The sequence below is a fragment of the Microbacterium gorillae genome, assembly GCF_000826185.2.
Classification (GTDB): Bacteria; Actinomycetota; Actinomycetes; order Actinomycetales; family Microbacteriaceae; genus Microbacterium; species Microbacterium gorillae.
This window is the reverse complement of sequence record NZ_LN648871.1, coordinates 92,296-109,667: the sequence shown is the minus strand read 5'-3', so window position 1 is coordinate 109,667 and position 17,372 is coordinate 92,296. Positions and strand designations below refer to the sequence as shown.

22 protein-coding genes are annotated in these 17,372 nt (G+C 69.8%); 9 read left to right on the top strand and 13 right to left on the bottom strand.

The window, feature by feature from the left end:
- Nucleotides 1–106: 106 nt before the first annotated feature.
- The 5 genes from BN1193_RS01540 to BN1193_RS01520 form a co-directional block, all read right to left on the bottom strand.
- The gene (locus BN1193_RS01540; protein WP_040163476.1) at nt 107–550 is read right to left on the bottom strand and encodes an SRPBCC family protein; all 444 of its coding nucleotides are present in this window, start codon (nt 548–550) and stop codon (nt 107–109) included.
- The gene (locus tag BN1193_RS01535; RefSeq protein ID WP_040163473.1) at nt 550–1,038 is read right to left on the bottom strand and encodes a CinA family protein; all 489 of its coding nucleotides are present in this window, start codon (nt 1,036–1,038) and stop codon (nt 550–552) included. The genes BN1193_RS01540 and BN1193_RS01535 overlap by 1 nt, the downstream gene beginning before the upstream one ends.
- Nucleotides 1,035–1,604 carry a CDP-diacylglycerol--glycerol-3-phosphate 3-phosphatidyltransferase gene (gene pgsA / locus BN1193_RS01530; protein ID WP_040163470.1) on the bottom strand — a complete coding sequence of 190 codons (570 nt, stop codon included), beginning with the start codon at nt 1,602–1,604 and terminating at the stop codon, nt 1,035–1,037. The genes BN1193_RS01535 and pgsA overlap by 4 nt, the downstream gene beginning before the upstream one ends.
- Before the next feature lie 20 nt (nt 1,605–1,624).
- Nucleotides 1,625–4,390 carry an FtsK/SpoIIIE family DNA translocase gene (locus tag BN1193_RS01525; protein WP_040163468.1) on the bottom strand — a complete coding sequence of 922 codons (2,766 nt, stop codon included), beginning with the start codon at nt 4,388–4,390 and terminating at the stop codon, nt 1,625–1,627.
- A 64-nt stretch (nt 4,391–4,454) separates the two neighbouring features.
- Nucleotides 4,455–4,916, bottom strand: a complete 462-nt coding sequence (locus tag BN1193_RS01520) for a GNAT family N-acetyltransferase (RefSeq protein ID WP_040163467.1) — start codon at nt 4,914–4,916, stop codon at nt 4,455–4,457.
- A gap of 120 nt (nt 4,917–5,036) precedes the next feature.
- Here BN1193_RS01520 and BN1193_RS17990 point away from each other — a divergent pair, with 120 nt between their 5' ends.
- The 3 genes from BN1193_RS17990 to BN1193_RS01510 all read left to right on the top strand — a co-directional run bounded on the left by BN1193_RS17990 (nt 5,037) and on the right by BN1193_RS01510 (nt 6,384).
- Entirely contained in the window at nt 5,037–5,213 is a 177-nt protein-coding gene (locus tag BN1193_RS17990; RefSeq protein WP_154670777.1) for a hypothetical protein, read from the top strand.
- The gene (locus BN1193_RS01515) at nt 5,210–5,728 is read left to right on the top strand and encodes a hypothetical protein (protein WP_040163464.1); all 519 of its coding nucleotides are present in this window, start codon (nt 5,210–5,212) and stop codon (nt 5,726–5,728) included. The genes BN1193_RS17990 and BN1193_RS01515 overlap by 4 nt, the downstream gene beginning before the upstream one ends.
- A gap of 83 nt (nt 5,729–5,811) precedes the next feature.
- A complete protein-coding gene (locus BN1193_RS01510; protein WP_040163462.1) occupies nt 5,812–6,384 on the top strand; it encodes a hypothetical protein in 573 nt (190 codons plus the stop codon).
- Nucleotides 6,385–6,390: 6 nt separating this feature from the next.
- On the opposite strand, the gene BN1193_RS01505 is transcribed toward BN1193_RS01510, so the two are convergent.
- Together BN1193_RS01505 and dapA are read right to left on the bottom strand one after the other, a co-directional pair.
- Entirely contained in the window at nt 6,391–8,067 is a 1,677-nt protein-coding gene (locus tag BN1193_RS01505; RefSeq protein WP_040163459.1) for a ribonuclease J, read from the bottom strand.
- Between the two features lie 9 nt (nt 8,068–8,076).
- The gene (gene dapA, locus BN1193_RS01500) at nt 8,077–9,054 is read right to left on the bottom strand and encodes a 4-hydroxy-tetrahydrodipicolinate synthase (protein ID WP_040163456.1); all 978 of its coding nucleotides are present in this window, start codon (nt 9,052–9,054) and stop codon (nt 8,077–8,079) included.
- Between the two features lie 62 nt (nt 9,055–9,116).
- Here dapA and BN1193_RS01495 point away from each other — a divergent pair, with 62 nt between their 5' ends.
- Nucleotides 9,117–9,668 carry an NUDIX domain-containing protein gene (locus BN1193_RS01495; RefSeq protein ID WP_040163453.1) on the top strand — a complete coding sequence of 184 codons (552 nt, stop codon included), beginning with the start codon at nt 9,117–9,119 and terminating at the stop codon, nt 9,666–9,668.
- 9 nt (nt 9,669–9,677) lie between these two features.
- Here BN1193_RS01495 and BN1193_RS01490 read toward each other — a convergent pair whose 3' ends face one another.
- Both BN1193_RS01490 and thyX read right to left on the bottom strand, forming a co-directional pair.
- Nucleotides 9,678–10,430: an SDR family NAD(P)-dependent oxidoreductase gene (locus BN1193_RS01490; protein ID WP_040163450.1), complete on the bottom strand. Its 753-nt coding sequence runs from the start codon at nt 10,428–10,430 to the stop codon at nt 9,678–9,680.
- A 141-nt stretch (nt 10,431–10,571) separates the two neighbouring features.
- On the bottom strand, nt 10,572–11,312 hold the full coding sequence (gene thyX, locus BN1193_RS01485; RefSeq protein ID WP_040163447.1) for an FAD-dependent thymidylate synthase: 741 nt from the start codon (nt 11,310–11,312) through the stop codon (nt 10,572–10,574).
- Nucleotides 11,313–11,386: 74 nt separating this feature from the next.
- Here thyX and BN1193_RS01480 point away from each other — a divergent pair, with 74 nt between their 5' ends.
- The 5 genes from BN1193_RS01480 to BN1193_RS01460 all read left to right on the top strand — a co-directional run bounded on the left by BN1193_RS01480 (nt 11,387) and on the right by BN1193_RS01460 (nt 14,323).
- Entirely contained in the window at nt 11,387–11,893 is a 507-nt protein-coding gene (locus BN1193_RS01480; protein ID WP_040163444.1) for a glycine cleavage system protein R, read from the top strand.
- A 126-nt stretch (nt 11,894–12,019) separates the two neighbouring features.
- Nucleotides 12,020–12,454: a TlpA family protein disulfide reductase gene (locus BN1193_RS01475; RefSeq protein WP_040163442.1), complete on the top strand. Its 435-nt coding sequence runs from the start codon at nt 12,020–12,022 to the stop codon at nt 12,452–12,454.
- On the top strand, nt 12,447–12,950 hold the full coding sequence (locus tag BN1193_RS01470; protein WP_040163439.1) for a DUF4395 domain-containing protein: 504 nt from the start codon (nt 12,447–12,449) through the stop codon (nt 12,948–12,950). Before BN1193_RS01475 ends, BN1193_RS01470 begins: the two co-directional genes overlap by 8 nt.
- A 37-nt stretch (nt 12,951–12,987) precedes the next feature.
- Nucleotides 12,988–13,413, top strand: a complete 426-nt coding sequence (locus BN1193_RS01465) for an OsmC family peroxiredoxin (protein ID WP_040163435.1) — start codon at nt 12,988–12,990, stop codon at nt 13,411–13,413.
- The gene (locus BN1193_RS01460) at nt 13,406–14,323 is read left to right on the top strand and encodes a TIGR01777 family oxidoreductase (RefSeq protein ID WP_040163432.1); all 918 of its coding nucleotides are present in this window, start codon (nt 13,406–13,408) and stop codon (nt 14,321–14,323) included. The genes BN1193_RS01465 and BN1193_RS01460 overlap by 8 nt, the downstream gene beginning before the upstream one ends.
- Before the next feature lie 6 nt (nt 14,324–14,329).
- On the opposite strand, the gene BN1193_RS01455 is transcribed toward BN1193_RS01460, so the two are convergent.
- The 4 genes from BN1193_RS01455 to BN1193_RS01440 form a co-directional block, all read right to left on the bottom strand.
- Complete coding sequence (locus tag BN1193_RS01455; protein WP_040163429.1) at nt 14,330–14,770, bottom strand: hypothetical protein; 441 nt, start codon at nt 14,768–14,770, stop codon at nt 14,330–14,332.
- Entirely contained in the window at nt 14,767–15,516 is a 750-nt protein-coding gene (gene dapB, locus BN1193_RS01450; protein ID WP_040163426.1) for a 4-hydroxy-tetrahydrodipicolinate reductase, read from the bottom strand. Before dapB ends, BN1193_RS01455 begins: the two co-directional genes overlap by 4 nt.
- 31 nt (nt 15,517–15,547) lie before the next feature.
- A complete protein-coding gene (locus tag BN1193_RS01445) occupies nt 15,548–16,150 on the bottom strand; it encodes a histidine phosphatase family protein (RefSeq protein ID WP_040163422.1) in 603 nt (200 codons plus the stop codon).
- 66 nt (nt 16,151–16,216) lie between these two features.
- On the bottom strand, nt 16,217–17,233 hold the full coding sequence (locus BN1193_RS01440; protein ID WP_040163420.1) for an aldo/keto reductase: 1,017 nt from the start codon (nt 17,231–17,233) through the stop codon (nt 16,217–16,219).
- Nucleotides 17,234–17,372 lie beyond the last annotated feature (139 nt).

Sequence of the window (17,372 nt, the reverse complement as noted above, 5' to 3'; positions counted from 1 at the left end):
CAGTACAACACGGACAGAGGACAGATTATCCGTGCGGTGCTGGGCGATTCCCCAGAACAACAGGTGCAACGCCGGGATACCCGAGCACTATTCCCGACGTGAGCTATCAGTCCGCTGCACGATCCAGGATCGGCTGCATCGAGTCGAAGAACCCCTCATACCCGACTCGCAGGCCGGCCTGCGCTTCCTCCGGCCAGCCCGGGGTCCCCTGCTCGAGGCTCACGCGGGTGCCGTCCCCCTCCGGTCCGAGCGTCACCGTGACCCGCAGCCGCTCGGGCTGCGTGGGCTCGTCCGTGAGGTCGAAGACGACGCGCTCGGGCGCGTCCACCTCGTGGAAGGTTCCGACCCACTCCTTGGTCGACCCGTCCGGCAGGTTCATGACTCCGGACCACGCGCCTCCGGGACGGGCATCCATCGCGAACGTCTCGGCGGGCAGCTCGACCTGGTCCGTGCCGAACCACGTGCGGAAGTACTCGGGGGTGACGAACAGTGCGAACACGCGCTCGGGCGGGGCGGCGAACGTGCGCTGCACGGTGACGGACTCGGTCATCAGGACTCCTCGGTGAGAAAAGACCGCGCCAGCTCCAGCACGGCGGTCACGGTGGCGGTGCGGATCGCGGCGCGATCGCCGGACAAGTGCAGCTCGTGCACCACGGTCGCCGCCGCGGTCGCAACGGCGATGAAGACGGTGCCGACGGGGTGACCGTCCTGGGGATCCGGTCCCGCGACGCCGGTCGTGGCGACGCCGATCGAGGCCGGACCGGCGTCGGTGGCGAGCAGTGCGCGCACGCGCTCGGCCATCTGCCGGGCCACGTCGGGGTCGACGGCGCCGCGCGTGGCCAGCAGGTCGCCGTCCACGCCGAGCACGGACGCCTTCACGGCGGTGTCGTACGCCACCACGCCGCCGCGCACGGCGCGCGACGCCCCGGGCACGTCGACGAGGGCCGAGACGACCTGACCCCCGGTGAGCGATTCCGCACACGCGATCGTGAGACCGCGCGCGACGAGCGCGTCCAGCAGGTCGACGGCGACGCTCACGCGGACTTCTGCGTCCGGCGTCCGCGAGCTTCGCTGACGATGTAGTCGATGCCGCTGGCGATCGTGAGCACGACGGCGATGGTCATGAGCACGCCGTTGACCCACCAGATCCACTCGCCGACGAGGTTCCACAGCGGCAGCAGCGCGAAGGACAGTGCGACGGCCTGGAACACCGTCTTCAGCTTGCCCATCCACGCGGCGGCGAGGACGTGGTCGGAGATCACCACGAACCGGTAGATCGTGATGCCGATCTCGCGGACGAGGACGATGATCGTGACCCACCAGGGCAGCTCGCCGAGGATGGACAGCCCCACGAACGCCAGCCCGGTCAGCGCCTTGTCCGCGATCGGGTCGAGCAGCTTGCCGAGATCGGTGACGATGTCGTGCTTGCGTGCCAGATACCCGTCGATGCCGTCCGTGGCGATCGCCACGATGAACAGCACCGCCGCCCACCAGCGCAGCGGACCCTCCGCTCCCCCGTCGGCGAGGAGCATCCACAGGAAGACCGGCGCGCATAGGATGCGCACGATCGTGATCGCGTTGGGGAGCTGCCGGGGGATGGCCATGAACTCAGCGTAGGGCAGAGTCAGTCGCGGCCGGTGAGGTGCCAGGCGTCCTCATCGCCGTCCTCATCCTCATCGTCGACGGGGTGACCGGAGAACTGCGCCTCGATCGGATCGACGTCGTAGCGCTCGTCGTGCGGCTCGGCTGCGGGTGCCTCCTCGACCGCCGGCGCCGCGGCGGCCGCGGGTGCCGGCGGCGGCGTCTCGCCGCGCAGGGTGGCGAGGATGATCGGCAGCTGATCGAGCGTGACGAGCACGTCGCGAGCCTTGGACCCCTCGGACGGGCCGACGATCTCACGCGATTCCATCAGGTCCATCAGGCGCCCGGCCTTCGCGAAACCGACGCGGAGCTTGCGCTGCAGCATCGAGGTGGAGCCGAACTGGCTGGACACGACGAGCTCGGTCGCCGCGAGCAGCAGGTCGAGGTCGTCTCCGATGTCGGCGTCGACCTCCTTCTTCTCCACGGCGGCCTCGACGTCGGCCCGGTACTCCGGACGCGCCTGCGCGGTGACGTGCTTGACGACCTTCTCGATCTCGGCTTCGGTCACCCAGGCACCCTGAACGCGCAGCGCCTTGGACGCGCCCATCGGCAGGAAGAGGCCATCGCCCTGGCCGATCAGGCGGTCGGCGCCGGGCTGGTCCAGGATGACGCGGCTGTCGGTGACGCTGGTGACCGCGAACGCGAAGCGCGAGGGCACGTTGGCCTTGATCAGACCCGTGACGACGTCCACGGACGGACGCTGCGTGGCCAGCACGAGGTGGATGCCGGAGGCGCGGGCGAGCTGGGTGATGCGGACGATGGAGTCCTCGACGTCGCGCGGGGCGACCATCATCAGGTCGGCGAGCTCATCGACCACGACCAGCAGGTACGGGTACGGCTTCAGCACGCGCTCGGAACCCGCGGGCAGCTGCAGCTCCCCCGCGATGACCGCCTTGTTGAAGTCGTCGATGTGGCGGAACCCGAACGACGCGAGGTCGTCGTACCGCATATCCATCTCCTTCACGACCCACTGCAGCGCCTCGGCGGCCTTCTTCGGGTTCGTGATGATGGGCGTGATCAGGTGCGGGACGCCGGCGTACGCGGTGAGCTCGACGCGCTTCGGGTCGACCAGGACCATGCGCACCTCGCTCGGCTTCGCGCGCATCAGCAGGCTGGTGATCATCGAGTTGACGAACGACGACTTTCCGGAACCGGTGGAACCGGCGACCAGGAGGTGGGGCATCTTGGCGAGGTTCGCCACGACGTAGCCGCCGCCGACGTCCTTGCCGATGCCGATCGTCATCGGGTGCTTGCTGCCGGTCGCGGCGTCCGAGCGCAGCACGTCACCGAGGGTGACGACCTCACGGTCGGTGTTCGGGATCTCCACACCGATCGCGCTCTTGCCCGGGATCGGCGCGAGGATGCGCACCTCGTTGGAGGCGACCGCGTAGGCGATGTTGTTGGTCAGTGCGGTGATGCGCTCGACCTTGACGCCGGGGCCCACCTCGATCTCGTACTGCGTCACCGTCGGACCGCGCGAGAAGCCGGTGACCTTGGCATCCACCTTGAACTGCGCGAGCACGCTCGTCAGCGCCTCCACGACCGCGTCGTTGGCCGACGAGTGCGCGACCGCAGGGGCGCCGGTGCCGAGGCTGGTGATGTTCGGCAGGTGGTACGGCTGCAGCGGTGCCTGCGGTCCGGTCGCGCCGGGGCCCTCGGTGCCGAGGCTGGAGATGCCGGGCAGATCGTCGTCGTCGTCCAGGTCCGGATCGAGGTCGTCCATCATGCCCGTCGCGCCGCCGAGGCCGAGCGATGCGGCCACGGCGCGCACGTCCGAGAGCACCTCGGTGGCGGCATCCGGCGAGGGCATCGGCGCCGTCGGTGCCCCGTGGATCTTCGTCGGCGCGGTGATGGCCTGCTCGAAGCTGCCGTCTGCGGACCCGAGCAGCGAGGTCAGGTCGTCCGAGCCCAGGTGGCCGTCGACATCCTCCTCGCGGCCGGACTTGTTCCGCCGCCACCACGGCAGTGAACCGGATTCCGCGTCGTCGTCGTCATCGTTCGACGTGGTCGCGCGCGCGGCCTTGTCCGGGCGCTCAGCCTTCTCGATGCGCTCGGCGCCGAAGAGCCAGGAGTACAGGTCGCCGAGACGCGAGAACACCCTGTTCGGCGGCGTCTTGGTGAGGATCAGGACGCTGAGGATCGCCAGGATCGACAGCACGATGTAGGCACCGACGTCGGTCAGCAGCGACAGCGGCTGGCCGATCATCCAGCCGAACAGTCCGCCGGCGGCACTGAGCTTCGGCAGGCCCGCGGGCGGCTGCGGCTTGCCTCCGGCGATGTGGCAGAACCCGGCGACGGTGAGAGTGAAGAGGAGGTAACCGATCCCGATGCGGCCGTTGTCGTGCACCGAGGACGGATGACGGAACAGCCACCCGGCCAGCAGGACCAGCATCACCGGGAAGACGAACGCAACTCGCCCGATCAGCCCGCCGAAGGAGTACGCCGAGATGTTCGTGGCCACTTCGGTGCCGATGAAGAACCACTCCACGACCGCGCCGGCGATCGCCAGCAGCACCAGGAACAGCGGCAGTCCGTCGCGACGCTGGTCCTTCTCGAGCGTCTCCGGCCCGAACGCGCGGAACAGTCCTCCGACGGCGTGGCCCATCCCGTTCCACGCGCGGACCAGTCCGCCCGGCTTGTCGACGTCGTCGACGTACTTGCGCGGTGTGGGCTCGGCCTTCTTCGCGCGCGACGACGACGCCTTCGCGGGAAGGCGTTCGGTCTTCGCGGTCGAGGAAGCGCGTGGCATGAGTTCAACGGTACGTCGAAGCACCGACGACGGCCCGGATAGACGCGGCTTTCCGCGGATTCGCTCAGCCCAGTCGACGCACCATCGTGTCGTGCCCGTCCGCGCCCCGCTCCCAGACGAAGCCCTCCGAGCGGTAGAGCACCACGGCGGGATTGTCCTCGTGCACATTCAGGCTCAGCCGACCGTGCCCGGCGGCTCGAGCGGTGTGGCACAGGTCCTGCAGCAGGGCGCGTCCCACGCCCTGCGCGCGGTACGGAGCGCGAACGCCGATGACGAGGTCCGGCACGCGGGATCCGGACGCCGCGCGGAACCAGGCCGCGCCGATCGGTGCGTCCGCCCACTCCGCGACGACGCCGGAATCGCCCGGCCGCATCCAGCCGGTGAGGTAGCGCCGGTACGCCGGGTGAGCCAGCACCTCGTGCCGCGGACGCGGGGATCGCGGGTGCCAGTTGGCCGCCGCGACCAGCATCTCGGCGAGGAACAATCCGTCAGTCGGGTTCGCCGGACGCAGGCTCAGGGTGCTCATGCCGCGACGCTACGCTCGCCATCGGTCCCCGCCGTTGCGCCGGTGTTACGGGGCTGTTGCGGGGCGTCCGGTGCGTTTCGGGACCATGACGCAGGGCTGCTCGGCGGTTATCATGACCGCATGCCGCAGCCTCCGGAAGCCGACGCACCGGCCATCCGCGCCACCGATCCCGCACCCCAGGTGCTGATCTCCGGTGCGATCGCCGTGGTGTCCAGCGTGCTCGCGCTGGTCGCGATGCTCCGCGCGCGCCGTCTGAGCACGGTTCTGCTGGCCACGCCTGAGGACCGGCGGCCGTGAAGCTCCGCACCTCGGTGACCGTCGGGGTGTGCGGGCTGGTCGTGGTCGGCCTGGTCGCACTCGCCGTCCCGGCCGTCGGCGCGGTCGGTGACTTCGTCCACTCCGTGGCCACCGCCGCAGCCGCCGCGCGGGCGTCTGATCCCGCCGACGGGGACCTCGGTGCGGGCATCCCGCACCCGGTGAGAGGACCCGACGGATGCGACTCGCTGACGCTCTTCGTGGTCAGCACGAACGACGAAGGCGAAGCGCATGCGCACGTGCTCGGTGATCTCGTGGACACCGGCGCGACGTACGGCGCCGGTGGAGAGGTCATCCGCGACGCCCACGGCATCCACGCGTACGTCGCCACGACCGGTGACGACCTCGCGTCGATCGGCGATCGGTTCTGCCTGCTGTTCCCGGACACCCGCCAGGCCGCCGACATGCAGGGCGACGTCCGGCCCGACCGGGTCCTGGTCCTGCGGCCGGATCCGAACGAGGCCTGGATCCCGTTCTGGCAGGCCACGGAAGACTGATCCGGCGGTGTGACGAGGCCACCGCCGCGGATGACGGGCATCCGGATCCCCGTCGGCTTGCTCGGCTCGGTTACCATTCCCCCGTGACCGAGCCCACCCCGCGCACCACCCGGCCCGCGCACCGGGTCGCGCTCGTCGTGGTGAGTGTGGTGCTGCTGGCCTTCGTCGCGCAGGACATCGCCGGCTGGGTCAGGCTGTGGCACGACGCGGATGCGATCATCGAGTACAGCCGGCTCCTCTACCGGTACCCCTCGCATGTTCCGCTCGTCACGCTGCTCTGCGTGCTCACGCCCGTGCTGTGGCTCGCGGTCACCGGGCTGGTGCTCGGGGTCGTGCGCTCGAGACTGACTCCGGCCGGACGACGGTGGCTCTGGCCCGCCTTCCACGCGCTCAACGCGCTCGCCGCCATCGTGGTTCTCGCCCTCACCATGTGGCACGCGCACAACGCCGGGCTGCAGCTCGCGCTGTTCGGCGCGATCGCGGTGATCGCCGCCGGACTCGCGGTCATGACCGGGTGGTCCGCCCGCGCCACGAACGCCGAGGAGCGAGCGAATCCGGACCTCGACGTGGACGGTGCCGATGCCTGGTACAACCACCGCGGAGATGCGTCGGGGCCGCGCCCGTCCGAAGACGAACGCGGCCCCGACGGCAGCTGAGGGTGCTCAGGCCTCGATGACCAGCGGCACGATCATCGGACGACGACGCAGGCGCTGGTTGACCCAGCGACCGATCGTGCGCCGGACGATCTGCGAGAGCGCGTGCGTGTCACGGACGCCGTTGCTCGCCGCATCCGCGAGCGCGGCGACGATCTTCGGCTTGATGTCGTCGAAGACGGTGTCGTCCTCGGCCACGCCGCGGGCGTGGATGTCCGGACCGGAGATGATCTGGCCGGTCTTGGCGTCCACCACGACGATGATCGAGACGAAGCCCTCCTCCCCAAGGATGCGACGGTCCTTGAGATCGGCCTCGGTGACGCCGCCCACGGACGAACCGTCGACGTAGATGAAGCCGAGGTCGAGCTGACCGACGACGGTCGCGTCGCCGTCCTTGAGGTCGACGACCGTGCCGTTCTCGCCGATGATGGTGCGCTCGGCCGGGATGCCGGTGTCCTGCGCCAGCTTCGCGTTGGCGACCAGGTGACGGTACTCGCCGTGGATCGGCATCACGTTGCGGGGCTTGAGGATGTTGTAGCAGTACAGCAGCTCGCCGGCGGCGGCGTGCCCGGAGACGTGCACCTTCGCGTTGCCCTTGTGCACGACCGTGGCACCGAGCTTGGTGAGGCCGTCGATGACGCGGTAGACCGCGTTCTCGTTGCCCGGGATCAGGCTGGACGCGAGGATGACGGTGTCACCCTCGCCCGGCTCGATCGCGTGATCGAGGTTGGCCATACGGGACAGGACGGCCATCGGCTCACCCTGCGAGCCGGTGGACATGTAGACGATCTTGTCGTCCGGCAGGTCCTTGGCCTTCTTGTACTCGATCAGGACGTTATCCGGCACGTGCAGGTAGCCGAGGTCCTCCGCGATGGTCATGTTCCGGACCATCGATCGGCCCAGCAGCGCGACCCGGCGGCCGTGCTTCGCGGCGGCGTCGAGCACCTGCTGCACGCGGTGCACGTGGCTGGAGAAGCTCGCGACGATGACGCGACGCTTCGACGCACCGATGGCCTGGTCCAGCGCCGGACCGATGGACCGCTCGGTCGGCGTGAAGCCGGGGACCTCGGCGTTGGTGGAGTCGACCAGGAACAGGTCCACACCCTCCTCGCCGAGACGAGCGAAGGCACGCAGGTCCGTGATGCGGCCGTCCAGCGGCAGCTGGTCCATCTTGAAGTCACCGGTGGCCAGCACCATGCCGGCGGGCGTGCGGATCGCGACTGCGAGCGCGTCCGGGATCGAGTGGTTCACCGCGACGAACTCGAGGTCGAAGGGGCCGAAGGACATCTTCTCACCCTCCTTGACCACGCGCGTGTTCGCCTTGATGCGGTGCTCCTTGAGCTTCGCCTCGGTGAGCGCGATGGTGAGCCCGGAGCCGACCAGCGGGATGTCCTGGCGGGTGCGCAGCAGGTACGGCACGCCGCCGATGTGGTCCTCGTGACCGTGCGTGAGCACGAGTCCGACGACGTCACTCATCCGGTCCCGGATGGGCTGGATGTCCGGCAGGATCAGGTCGACGCCGGGCTGGTGCTCCTCCGGGAAGAGCACGCCGCAGTCGACGATCAGGATCTTGCCCTCGTACTCGAACGAGGTCATGTTCCGGCCGACCTCGCCGAGTCCGCCGAGCGGCGTGACACGGAGAGTGGCGGCGGGAAGTGCGGGCGGGTCGATGACGGGATTCGTCATGAGGTCCTTTCAGCGAGTGGTGCCGTGCACCTTCGGCAGGGCTCCACCCGCCGCCGCGTTGCGATCCGGGCGGAAGTTGGAGAAGTCGACGCCCTCGACATCGCGCACGAGCGAGAGCTCGTCCTCGATGATCGCGGCTTCCCACTCCTCCGGCCCCACCAGGGGAAGGCGAACGCGGGGGCTGGAGATGCGTCCCAGCCCGTGCAAGATGTACTTCGCGGCGATGGTGCCGGGCACGTGCGTCATGGTCGCGCGAACCAGGGGTTCGAGCTTCTTGTGCTGTGCCGTGGCGGCCGCGAGATCGCCGCGGTTGACCGCGTCGATGATGGTCCGATACGGCGCGGCAGCGATGTTCGCCGTCACGCCGATCAGTCCGGTGGCGCCGATCGCCAGGTGCGGGAGCACGTTGGCGTCGTCACCGGAGAAGTACATGAGGTCGGTCTGGTTCAGCACCCGGCTGACCTCGCTGAAGTCGCCCTTGGCGTCCTTCACGGCGAGGATGTTCGGGTGCTTGGCCAGACGCAGAATGGTCTCGTACTTGATCGGGACGCCGGTGCGTCCGGGGATGTCGTACAGGATGACCGGAAGATCCGTCGCGTCGGCGACGAGACGGAAGTGCGTGAGGATGCCGGCCTGCGTCGGCTTGTTGTAGTACGGCGTGACGATCATGATGCCGTCCGCGCCGGCCTTCTCGCTGGCCTTGTAGAGCTCGATGGCGTGCGCGGTCTCGTTGGACCCACCACCGGTGATGATCTTGGCCCGGCCGGCGGCGACGTCCTTGCCGACCTCGACCAGGCGGATCTTCTCGGCATCGGTGAGCGTGGAGGTCTCGCCCGTGGTGCCGGTCACGACGATGCCGTCCGCGCCGGAGGTGATGACGCTGTCCATGTGCTTCTCCACGGACGGCCAGTCGACCTCACCGTCGGCCGTCATCGGAGTGACGAGCGCGACGAGCACCTGTCCGAAGGGATTGCTCGTTTGCGTCATGCCCCCAGGCTACCGGTGATCCGGGCCCGTGATGACCGCGATCTCGGCCGTAGGGTGAGGGCATGACCTGGCAGACCCGCACCACGCGCACCGTGTACGAGAACCGCTGGATCAGCGTCCGCGAGGACGAGGTGACCGGCCCCGGCGGCGACGGCATCTACGGCGTCGTCACGATGCGACGTCCGTCCGTGTTCGTGGTCGCGCTCGATGAGGATGACCGCGTCTGCCTGGTGACGCTGGAACGCTATGCCACCCGGTCCGAGTCGATCGAGGTTCCCGGTGGAGGCACGGACGGCGAAGAACCGCTGCGAGCCGCCCAGCGCGAGCTCGCCGAGGAGACCGGGCTGTTCGCCGCGGAGTGGACCGCGATCGGGCGGATGGATGCGCTCAACGGCATTGCGAACGCTCCCGAGCATGTGTTCCTGGCGCGCGGTCTGTCTCCCGCCGCGTTCGATGTCGCGGCGTCCGATGAGCAGCGGCGTGAGGGCATCACACGAGTGTCCTGGGTCCCGTTCGCCGAGGTCCTGGACCTCGCCCGCACCGGCGCCATCTCCGACGGCGAGACCCTCGCGGCCCTGTTCCTCGCCGCCCTCCACCTCGGCCGCGTGTCCTGAGCCCGGGGGTCAGCGGCCGCGGGTGCCGAGGCGGGTGAGGAGGGAGTCGGGGACCACGGAGGTGAGAGCGGCGAGGACCTTGTAGCGGAGGGACGGGATCGAGACGGACTTGCCGCGGGCGAGGTCGCGGAGGGACTCTCGGACCACGAGCGGGGCGTCGAGCCACATCGCGTCCGGCACGCCCTCTTTCCCGGGCGGCAGACCCAGGCGCTCGTGGAAGTTCGTGTGCGTGTAGCCGGGGCAGACCGCGGTGACCGTCACCCGGTCGTAGTACTGGTTCGCCCACCGACTGAAGCTGATCACCCAGGACTTCACGGCCCCGTACGTGGAGCGCGGGATGAAGGCGGCGATCGAGGCCACGTTGAGGATGCGACCCCCGCGTTCGCGCATGACGGGCAACACCGCGTGCATGAGCCGCATCGGCACCTCGACGTGCAGCGCCAGGTGGTCGATCTCACGCTTGATGTCCACGGTCGCGAAATCCAGCGGCAGTCCGAACCCGGCGTTGTTGATCAGCAGATCGATCGGACGCGACGCGTCACGCAGGCGCTCTTCGACCGCCCGCCGTTGACGCGGCTTCAGCAGATCGGCGACCAGCACCTCGACCTCCGCCCCGCGGGCCCGCAGCTGAGTCGCGAGCGCTTCGAGCGCCGCACGATCACGGGCGACGAGGACCAGGTTTCCCCCGCGCTCGGTCAGTTGCCGGGCGTACTCCGCGCCCAGTCCCGAACTCGCACCCGTGATCAGAGCCGTCTTCGCCATTCGCCCAGCCTAGGAGGTCTGCGCCCTTGCTCCCGAGTTCCGCAGTCCCCGGTGTCCGGAAATGCCGAAAGCGGGAGCGACCCGGAGGTTGCTCCCGCTCACGGCAGAAACAGCGGCACAGAAGTGCCGGGAGTGAGAGCGTTACGGGGCGACGCGACCGTTGGCGTCGAAGACGTCCGCCGTGATCGGCATCAGCTCGCGCCAGAAGTTCTCCATCTTCTCCGCGACCATCTCGATCTCACGCTGCGGGAACGAGGGGAACGTGGAGTCCTCGCGCTTGGTTCGCAGCGACAGGAAGTTCATCAGCGACCGCGCGTTCATCGTCACGTACATCGACGAGTACACGTTCAGCGGCAGCACGATGCGGGCGACTTCGCGAGCGACCCCGGCGTCGAGCATCTTCTGGTACGCCTCGAACGCGTGGATCGACGCCTCTCGCGTGGTCTCCTCGACCAGCGCGGTCTGCTCCGCCGTACCGGGGTGGAAGTCATACTTGCCGGGCCGGCCGACCTGGATCAGGTTGCGCTCGGGACCGGGGACGTAGAACACCGGACGCAGCTCGCGGTAGCGGCCCGATTCCTCGTTGTAGGACGCGATGCGGTGCCGCATGAACTCGCGGAACACGAAGATCGGTGCCTGGACGTAGAACGTCATGGAGTTGTGCTCGAACGGGGAGCCGTGCCGGTCGCGCATCAGGTAGTTCATCAATCCGCGGTCGCGGTCGGTGGCACCGTCACCGGACTGCGCCTGCTCCAGGGTCTTCTCCCCAGCGGTGGACACGCGCGCGGCGAACAGGACGTCCGAGTCGGAGGCGCTGGAACGCACCAGCTCGACGGACACGTCACTGCGGAACTCGATGGTCGGGGCTTCTGCGTCAGTCACGGGTCCAGACTAGTGGCCCCCTCCGACCGGCCCGCACCGCCCCACCGCGGCGCGGGCTTCCGTATGATCCAGGTGTGACCACTCTCGTTCTCACCGTCATCGGCGACGATCGCTCCGGCCTCGTCACGCAACTGTCCGACATCATCGCCACGCACGGCGGCAACTGGACGACCTCGTCCATGGCGCGGCTGGCCGGCAAGTTCGCCGGCATCGTCGAGGTGGACATCGCGGAGGATCGTGCCGACGGTCTGCAGGAGGCCCTGGAACCGTTGGCCGGTCTGCTGGAGATCACCGCGCACCGCGGCGCGGTGGGCACCGAGTCGGGAACGCACGTGCGACTCGACTTCGTCGGCGATGACCGCGCGGGCATCGTGCACGACATCACGGCGATCGTGCACCGCTGCGGCGGCAGCATCGAGTCCCTGAGCAGCGAGATCTCCGAGGCGCCGATGAGCGGCGGCGAGCTGTTCACAGCGCACGCCGTGATCCGGGTGCCCGATTCCGAAGCGGCCCGCACGCTGCGCGCCGAGCTGGAGGGCATCGCCGACGAACTGATGGTGGACCTGACCTTCGGAGCCTGACCCGCGGGCACCGACGGACACCGACGGACACCCGCGGACACATGCGGTAACAGGCGTGACGGCGGCGAGCGCACCGACGTAGCGTGGGCGGCACCCTGCGGCATCCCCCCGCACCGAGGAGCGCTCGTGTCCCCCATCACCGCTGTCCTGGTCCTGATCGGCGTGCTCACGCTCGCCTCCGCCATCGGCTTCTGGCAGCGCCACCGGGCCCGGACCGCCCGCACCGTTCCCCTTGCCGCGGCGCTGGATCCGCACGTCCTCGGCGCGCCGGGGTGGGGGTCGGCGGCAACCCTCGTGCAGTTCAGTACGCGCACGTGCGCCACCTGCCCGGGTGTCCGTCGGGTTCTCGGTCGGGTCGCGGACGAACGTGCGGGCGTGGCGGTGGTCGACGTCGATCTGACCGATCGGCTGGACCTCGCCGATCGCTTCCACGTGCTGCAGACGCCCACCGTCCTGCTCCTGGACGCCGCCGGGGTGGTGCGCGCGCGTCTGTCCGGGGCCATCCCCCGCGCCACCGTCGAAGCCTCGATCACCCGTCATCTGGAGAACGCCCATGCCTGAGAACCCGTCCCGCGGCATCGATCCGCGCGCGCCGCGCTTCGGCGCCGCCCTCACGACCGTGCTCACCGCGATCGCCCTGGTCCTCGCGCTGACCGGGTCCCGCTCGCCCACGATCTCCGGGCGTGTGCTCGACCCGGGTTTCGTCGTGCTCGCCCTCGTCGCGCTGCTGTTCCTCTGGGGAGTCCTCGCCCCGCGGACCGCGCCCGCGGGCGTCCTCTACCGTCGCCTGATCGCTCCCCGGCTCGCGCCGCCCACCGAACTCGAGGATCCGGCCCCGCCGCGATTCGCGCAGGGCGTCGGCCTGGTCATCACGGTCGCGGGACTCGCGCTGCACCTGATCGGGGTGCCGCTCGCCCTGGCGGTCGCCGCCGCCCTCGCGCTGATCGCCGCGTTCCTGAACGCCGTCTTCGGGCTGTGCCTGGGGTGCCTGATGTACCTGGGACTGCGCCGCGCGTTCGGCCGGCGCCCCGTCGCGGGGAGCACGACCGCCGGATAGGCTGGCGAACACTGAACCCCATCGGGAGGAGACAAAAATGTCCGTCACGAGCGAAGCCACCACCGTCTGGAGCGGGTCCCTCGCCGAAGGGTCCGGAACCGTGTCCCTGGACACCTCGCACGTCGGCACGTTCGACGTCAACTGGAAGGCCCGCAGCGAGGGTTCATCCAGCACGACCACTCCGGAGGAACTGCTCGCCGGCGCGCACGCCGCCTGCTTCTCGATGGCGCTCTCGCACGCGCTGAGTGAGAACGGCACCCCGCCGACGAAGCTTTCCACGACGGCGTCGGTGACCTTCCAGCCCGGTACCGGCATCACCGGAAGCCACCTGAACCTCAATGCGGACGTCCCGGGGCTGTCCGAGGAGGACTTCCAGCGCATCGCCGCCGAAGCCAAGGCCGGCTGCCCGGTCTCGCAGGCGCTCTCCGGCATCGACATCACGCTGGAAGCCACGCTTGCCTGAGCTCGGTCTCACGGCCGGCGACCGCGTCGTCATCGGGGGCGCGTCCGGACTCATCGGACGCGCCCTCACCTCTTCTCTGCGCGCGGACGGCGTGACCGTCACCCACCTCGTGCGGCGCACACCGGCGGCAGCGGATGAGGTGCAGTGGGACCCCACCGGCCCACTCGACCCGGACGCGCTGGCCGGGGCACGCGCCGTCATCGGTCTGAACGGCGCCTCCATCGGTCGCCTCCCGTGGACCGCTCACTACCGGAGCGAGTTGCTCTGGTCCCGGCTGTCCCCCACCCGCACGCTCGCCGCCGCCGTCGGGATGCTGGGCGCGGACGCACCGCATTTCCTCTCGGCTTCAGCGGTCGGCTGGTACGGGTCCGCGCCCGCCGGGGTGGTGGACGAATCCTCGCGGCGAGGACGCGGCTTCCTCTCCGATCTGTGCGAGCAGTGGGAGGGCTCGGCCCGGCGGGCCGCCGACACCGCCGCGGTCACCCTGCTGCGCACGGCACCGGTCGTCCACCCGGACGGGGTGCTCAAGCCGCTGATCGCGCTCACGCGAGCGGGCTTGTCGGGGCCACTCGGTCGCGGCACTCAGGTCTGGCCGTGGATCTCGTTGCCGGACGTCGTCGGCGCGGTCCGGCACATCATCGAGCACGGCCTCACCGGCCCGGTGAACCTCGTCTCCCCGACCCGGACGACCGCGAATGACATCGGTTTCGACCTCGCGCGGCACCTGAATCGACCGTACGTCCTCCGGGCTCCGGCGTGGGCGCTGCGCGGCGCTCTCGGCGAGGCGGCGGACGCACTGCTGCTCACCGACGCGCGGGTCCGTCCCGCCGTCCTGGACGCGGCCGGCTACCCCTGGGCGTTGCCGAACGCCGACGCCGCGATCGCGGACGCCCTCCCCGCTGCGGAATGAGCCGGGTCAGGCCGACCGGCTGAGCCGGATGGCGCGGCGGATCGCGTCCCGTGCGCGGCGGCGGTCGCCGGCGCCGTCGTAGACGAGTCCGAGGCGGTACCAGGTGCGCCAGTCATCCGGGTGCTGCTCCACCTCGGCCCGGTACTTCGGGAACAGCGCATCGGCGTCCTCCCGGTGCACGCGACCGGAGGCATAGGTGTTGACCTCCTCCGGGGGCAGCCCGCCCTCGGCTTCGAGCCGGGAGCCGAGCTTCTCGGCCTGCCGGCCGAACAGCAGCTCCCGTCCGATGCCCCAGATCGCGATCAGCGGCAGCACGATCAGTGCCACACCCATGATGATCGCGATCGTGTCGCCCGTGGTCAGCATCAGGTAGGCCCGCTGACCGACCAGACCGATGTACAGCGCCAGGGCCAGCGTCATCAGGATGACGCCGACGCGTGCCCTCACGCCTGAGCCTCCGAAGCACGCAGCCCCAGGTCGATGAAGTGGTCCAGCCCCACGACGATGCCGGAGGCGTCGACCGCGGCGCGCACGGCGATGCGGATGCCCGGCGCGTAGGCGGCTGCGGAGTCGACGGTGTCGTGCACGAGGGAGAGCGTCTCACCCGGTCCGGACAGCAGCACCTCCTGGCGCGCGATCACCCCGGGGCGGCGCAGCGAGTGCACGGGGATACCGGCGACCTGTTGACCGCGCGCGCGCTGGTCGGTGTGCGGCGCGGACACGGGCGTCCGGCGTGCCTCGGCGACCAGTTCGGCCGTCCGGACGGCGGTGCCGCTGGGCGAGTCGATTTTGGTGTCACGGTGCGATTCGATGATCTCGACGCTGTCGAAGAACCGCCCGGCGATCGTCGCCAGCGCGGTGCCGAGCACGGAGCCCAGCGAGAAGTTCGGGATGATCACCAACCCGATTCCGGCGGCCTCGACCTCGGGGCGGACCTGAGCGATCCGTTCGGCCGACCACCCGCTCGTGGCCACGAGTGCGTTGACCCCCGCCGCGGCGGCGGTGCGGACGACGTCCATCGAGGCACCGGGCGTGCTGGCGTCGATCACGAGGTCGACATCCGCGATGACGTCCAAGGAGTCCCGCGAGCCGAGGGTGCGGGCGACCTCGAACCCGTCCAGGTCGTCGACGACGCGACGGATGATCCCGCCGAGCTTTCCGGATGCCCCGACGAGGGCGACGCGCGTGGCCATGCTCACCATCCTACGGCGCGGCGTGCACGGCTCAGACGAGGGGGTTCTCCGGCAGACCGGTGCGCAGTTCGAAGGGCAGGTGGGCCAGATCATTGTGGCTGAGCAGCGTCCACGGGCGCCCCTGCCGCTGGGCCAGCACGGTCAGCCCGCAGTTGGCCTGGTTCAGCGTCATCCATCGCCACTCCGGCGCCTGCAGCACCTCACGGACGAACCACGCGATGACGAAGTTGTGCGTGATGAGCAGCTCGTGGACGTCCCCGGGCTTGCGCACCAGGAACTCCCCCACGGCGTCCTCCATCTGCGCGTGCCCGGCTTCGATCTCCGCCTCCGTGACGGAACCGTAGAACGACTCGTAGCCCGCGGGTGTCTCCGGCGTCATGCCGCTGGGAACGCAGTCGAACAGCAGCGCAGACGGTCGCGGATCAGCGGAGGGCATCCGCGAAGCGATCACCTTCGCCGTCTCCGAGGCCCGCACCAACGGCGAGTGCCAGACGGCGTCGAGGGGCACACCGGACAGGCGTTCCGCGATCGCCTCGGCCTGCCGCACGCCCCGTGCGGAGAGGGGCCCGTCGTCGAGTCCGTGCTCGGCATCCTGCTGCTCACCGTGCCGGACGAGGTAGATGTAGTGCGTCACAATCTCTGCCTTCATTGCCGGTCGGGGGACATTCCCACCCTATCGTGGGGTCCGACACCGTGTCGGTCAGGCGGTGGCGCGGGCGAGATCGGCCAGTTGCGCGCGCCCCAGCGAGACGCCGACGCCCTGCACGAGCTCGTCGACATGCCCGGGTGCGTAGGCGTTGGCGATCGGCGCGACGACGTTGCGCTGCGCGCGCAGCCAGGCGATCGCGATCGCGGCGTCCGGCACACCCAGCTCGGCGCCCAGTCCGTCCAGCACCTTCAGCAGCTTCGTGCCGCGTCGGTTGAACCCGCCCAGCAGCTGCACGCCGCGCGTGCCCTGCAACCGGTTGCGGGAACGGTGGATGCCGGAGAGGAAGCCGTGCGCGAGCGCGTGGGACGGGGTCACGGCGAGGGACTGCGCGTTCGCGACGAGGCGGACGTCCCCCTCGTAGTCCTCACGGCGAAGCAGATTGTAGGGAACGTCCAGCACCGTGATGCGCGGATAGCCGGCGGAAGACAGGATGCGGGACTCGACGAGGCGCTCCGCACGGAAACCGTAGGCGCCCAGCGCCCGGATCTTGCCGGACTCCACGAGCCACTCCGCCGTCGCCAGGGTGTCCTCCGTCGGCGTGACGGTGTCGGTGCCGTCCAGGTAGAGCACGTCGATGTGATCGATGCCCAGGCGGGTCAGCGATGCCTCCACCGCGCGCACGAGGTTGACCGAACCGAGCCCCGGGTGGTCGGGGTGGGTGCCGACCCGGATCGCGACGACGGTGTCGTCGCGGGCTGCGCGCGATTCCAGCCACTTTCCGATGATGTACTCGCTGCGCCCGCTGGCGAAGCCGTCAGCGGTGTGCACGACGTTGCCGCCGTGCTCACGGTAGCGATCCATGATCGCGAAGGCGTGCTCCTGATCGACGGTCCAGCCGAACTCGGCGCCGCCGAGGATCAACGGGAAGATGCGAAGACCGGATTCGCCCAGCGGGACGCGAACGCTGGCGCCGAGGGCGGGGCCCTGGGTCGGCAGCGGAGCGGAGGGGTGGGCCTCAGCGATGACGCGCGTCGGCACCGATTCGGTGGCGCCGGGCGTCTGCATCATCTCCCCCAAAGATCCCCTGGCCATACACAATGGAATGACCTTTCCACAAGAGTAGGCACGAATTTCCTGACATCGGTGCCGATTGGCCGCAGAACGTCAAATTGGTGGTCACGATCCCATCACGGCGAACGCCCGCCCC

Coding starts and splice junctions, on each gene's coding strand:
- BN1193_RS01520 (WP_040163467.1), bottom strand. CDS start 4,916: ATGAGCACCCTGAGCCTGCGTCCGGCGAACCCGACTGACGGATTGTTC.
- BN1193_RS01505 (WP_040163459.1), bottom strand. CDS start 8,067: ATGACGAATCCCGTCATCGACCCGCCCGCACTTCCCGCCGCCACTCTC.
- BN1193_RS01540 (WP_040163476.1), bottom strand. CDS start 550: ATGACCGAGTCCGTCACCGTGCAGCGCACGTTCGCCGCCCCGCCCGAG.
- BN1193_RS01470 (WP_040163439.1), top strand. CDS start 12,447: ATGCCTGAGAACCCGTCCCGCGGCATCGATCCGCGCGCGCCGCGCTTC.
- BN1193_RS01440 (WP_040163420.1), bottom strand. CDS start 17,233: ATGATGCAGACGCCCGGCGCCACCGAATCGGTGCCGACGCGCGTCATC.
- BN1193_RS01525 (WP_040163468.1), bottom strand. CDS start 4,390: ATGCCACGCGCTTCCTCGACCGCGAAGACCGAACGCCTTCCCGCGAAG.
- dapA (WP_040163456.1), bottom strand. CDS start 9,054: ATGACGCAAACGAGCAATCCCTTCGGACAGGTGCTCGTCGCGCTCGTC.
- BN1193_RS01490 (WP_040163450.1), bottom strand. CDS start 10,430: ATGGCGAAGACGGCTCTGATCACGGGTGCGAGTTCGGGACTGGGCGCG.
- BN1193_RS17990 (WP_154670777.1), top strand. CDS start 5,037: ATGCCGCAGCCTCCGGAAGCCGACGCACCGGCCATCCGCGCCACCGAT.
- pgsA (WP_040163470.1), bottom strand. CDS start 1,604: ATGGCCATCCCCCGGCAGCTCCCCAACGCGATCACGATCGTGCGCATC.
- BN1193_RS01495 (WP_040163453.1), top strand. CDS start 9,117: ATGACCTGGCAGACCCGCACCACGCGCACCGTGTACGAGAACCGCTGG.
- dapB (WP_040163426.1), bottom strand. CDS start 15,516: ATGGCCACGCGCGTCGCCCTCGTCGGGGCATCCGGAAAGCTCGGCGGG.
- BN1193_RS01465 (WP_040163435.1), top strand. CDS start 12,988: ATGTCCGTCACGAGCGAAGCCACCACCGTCTGGAGCGGGTCCCTCGCC.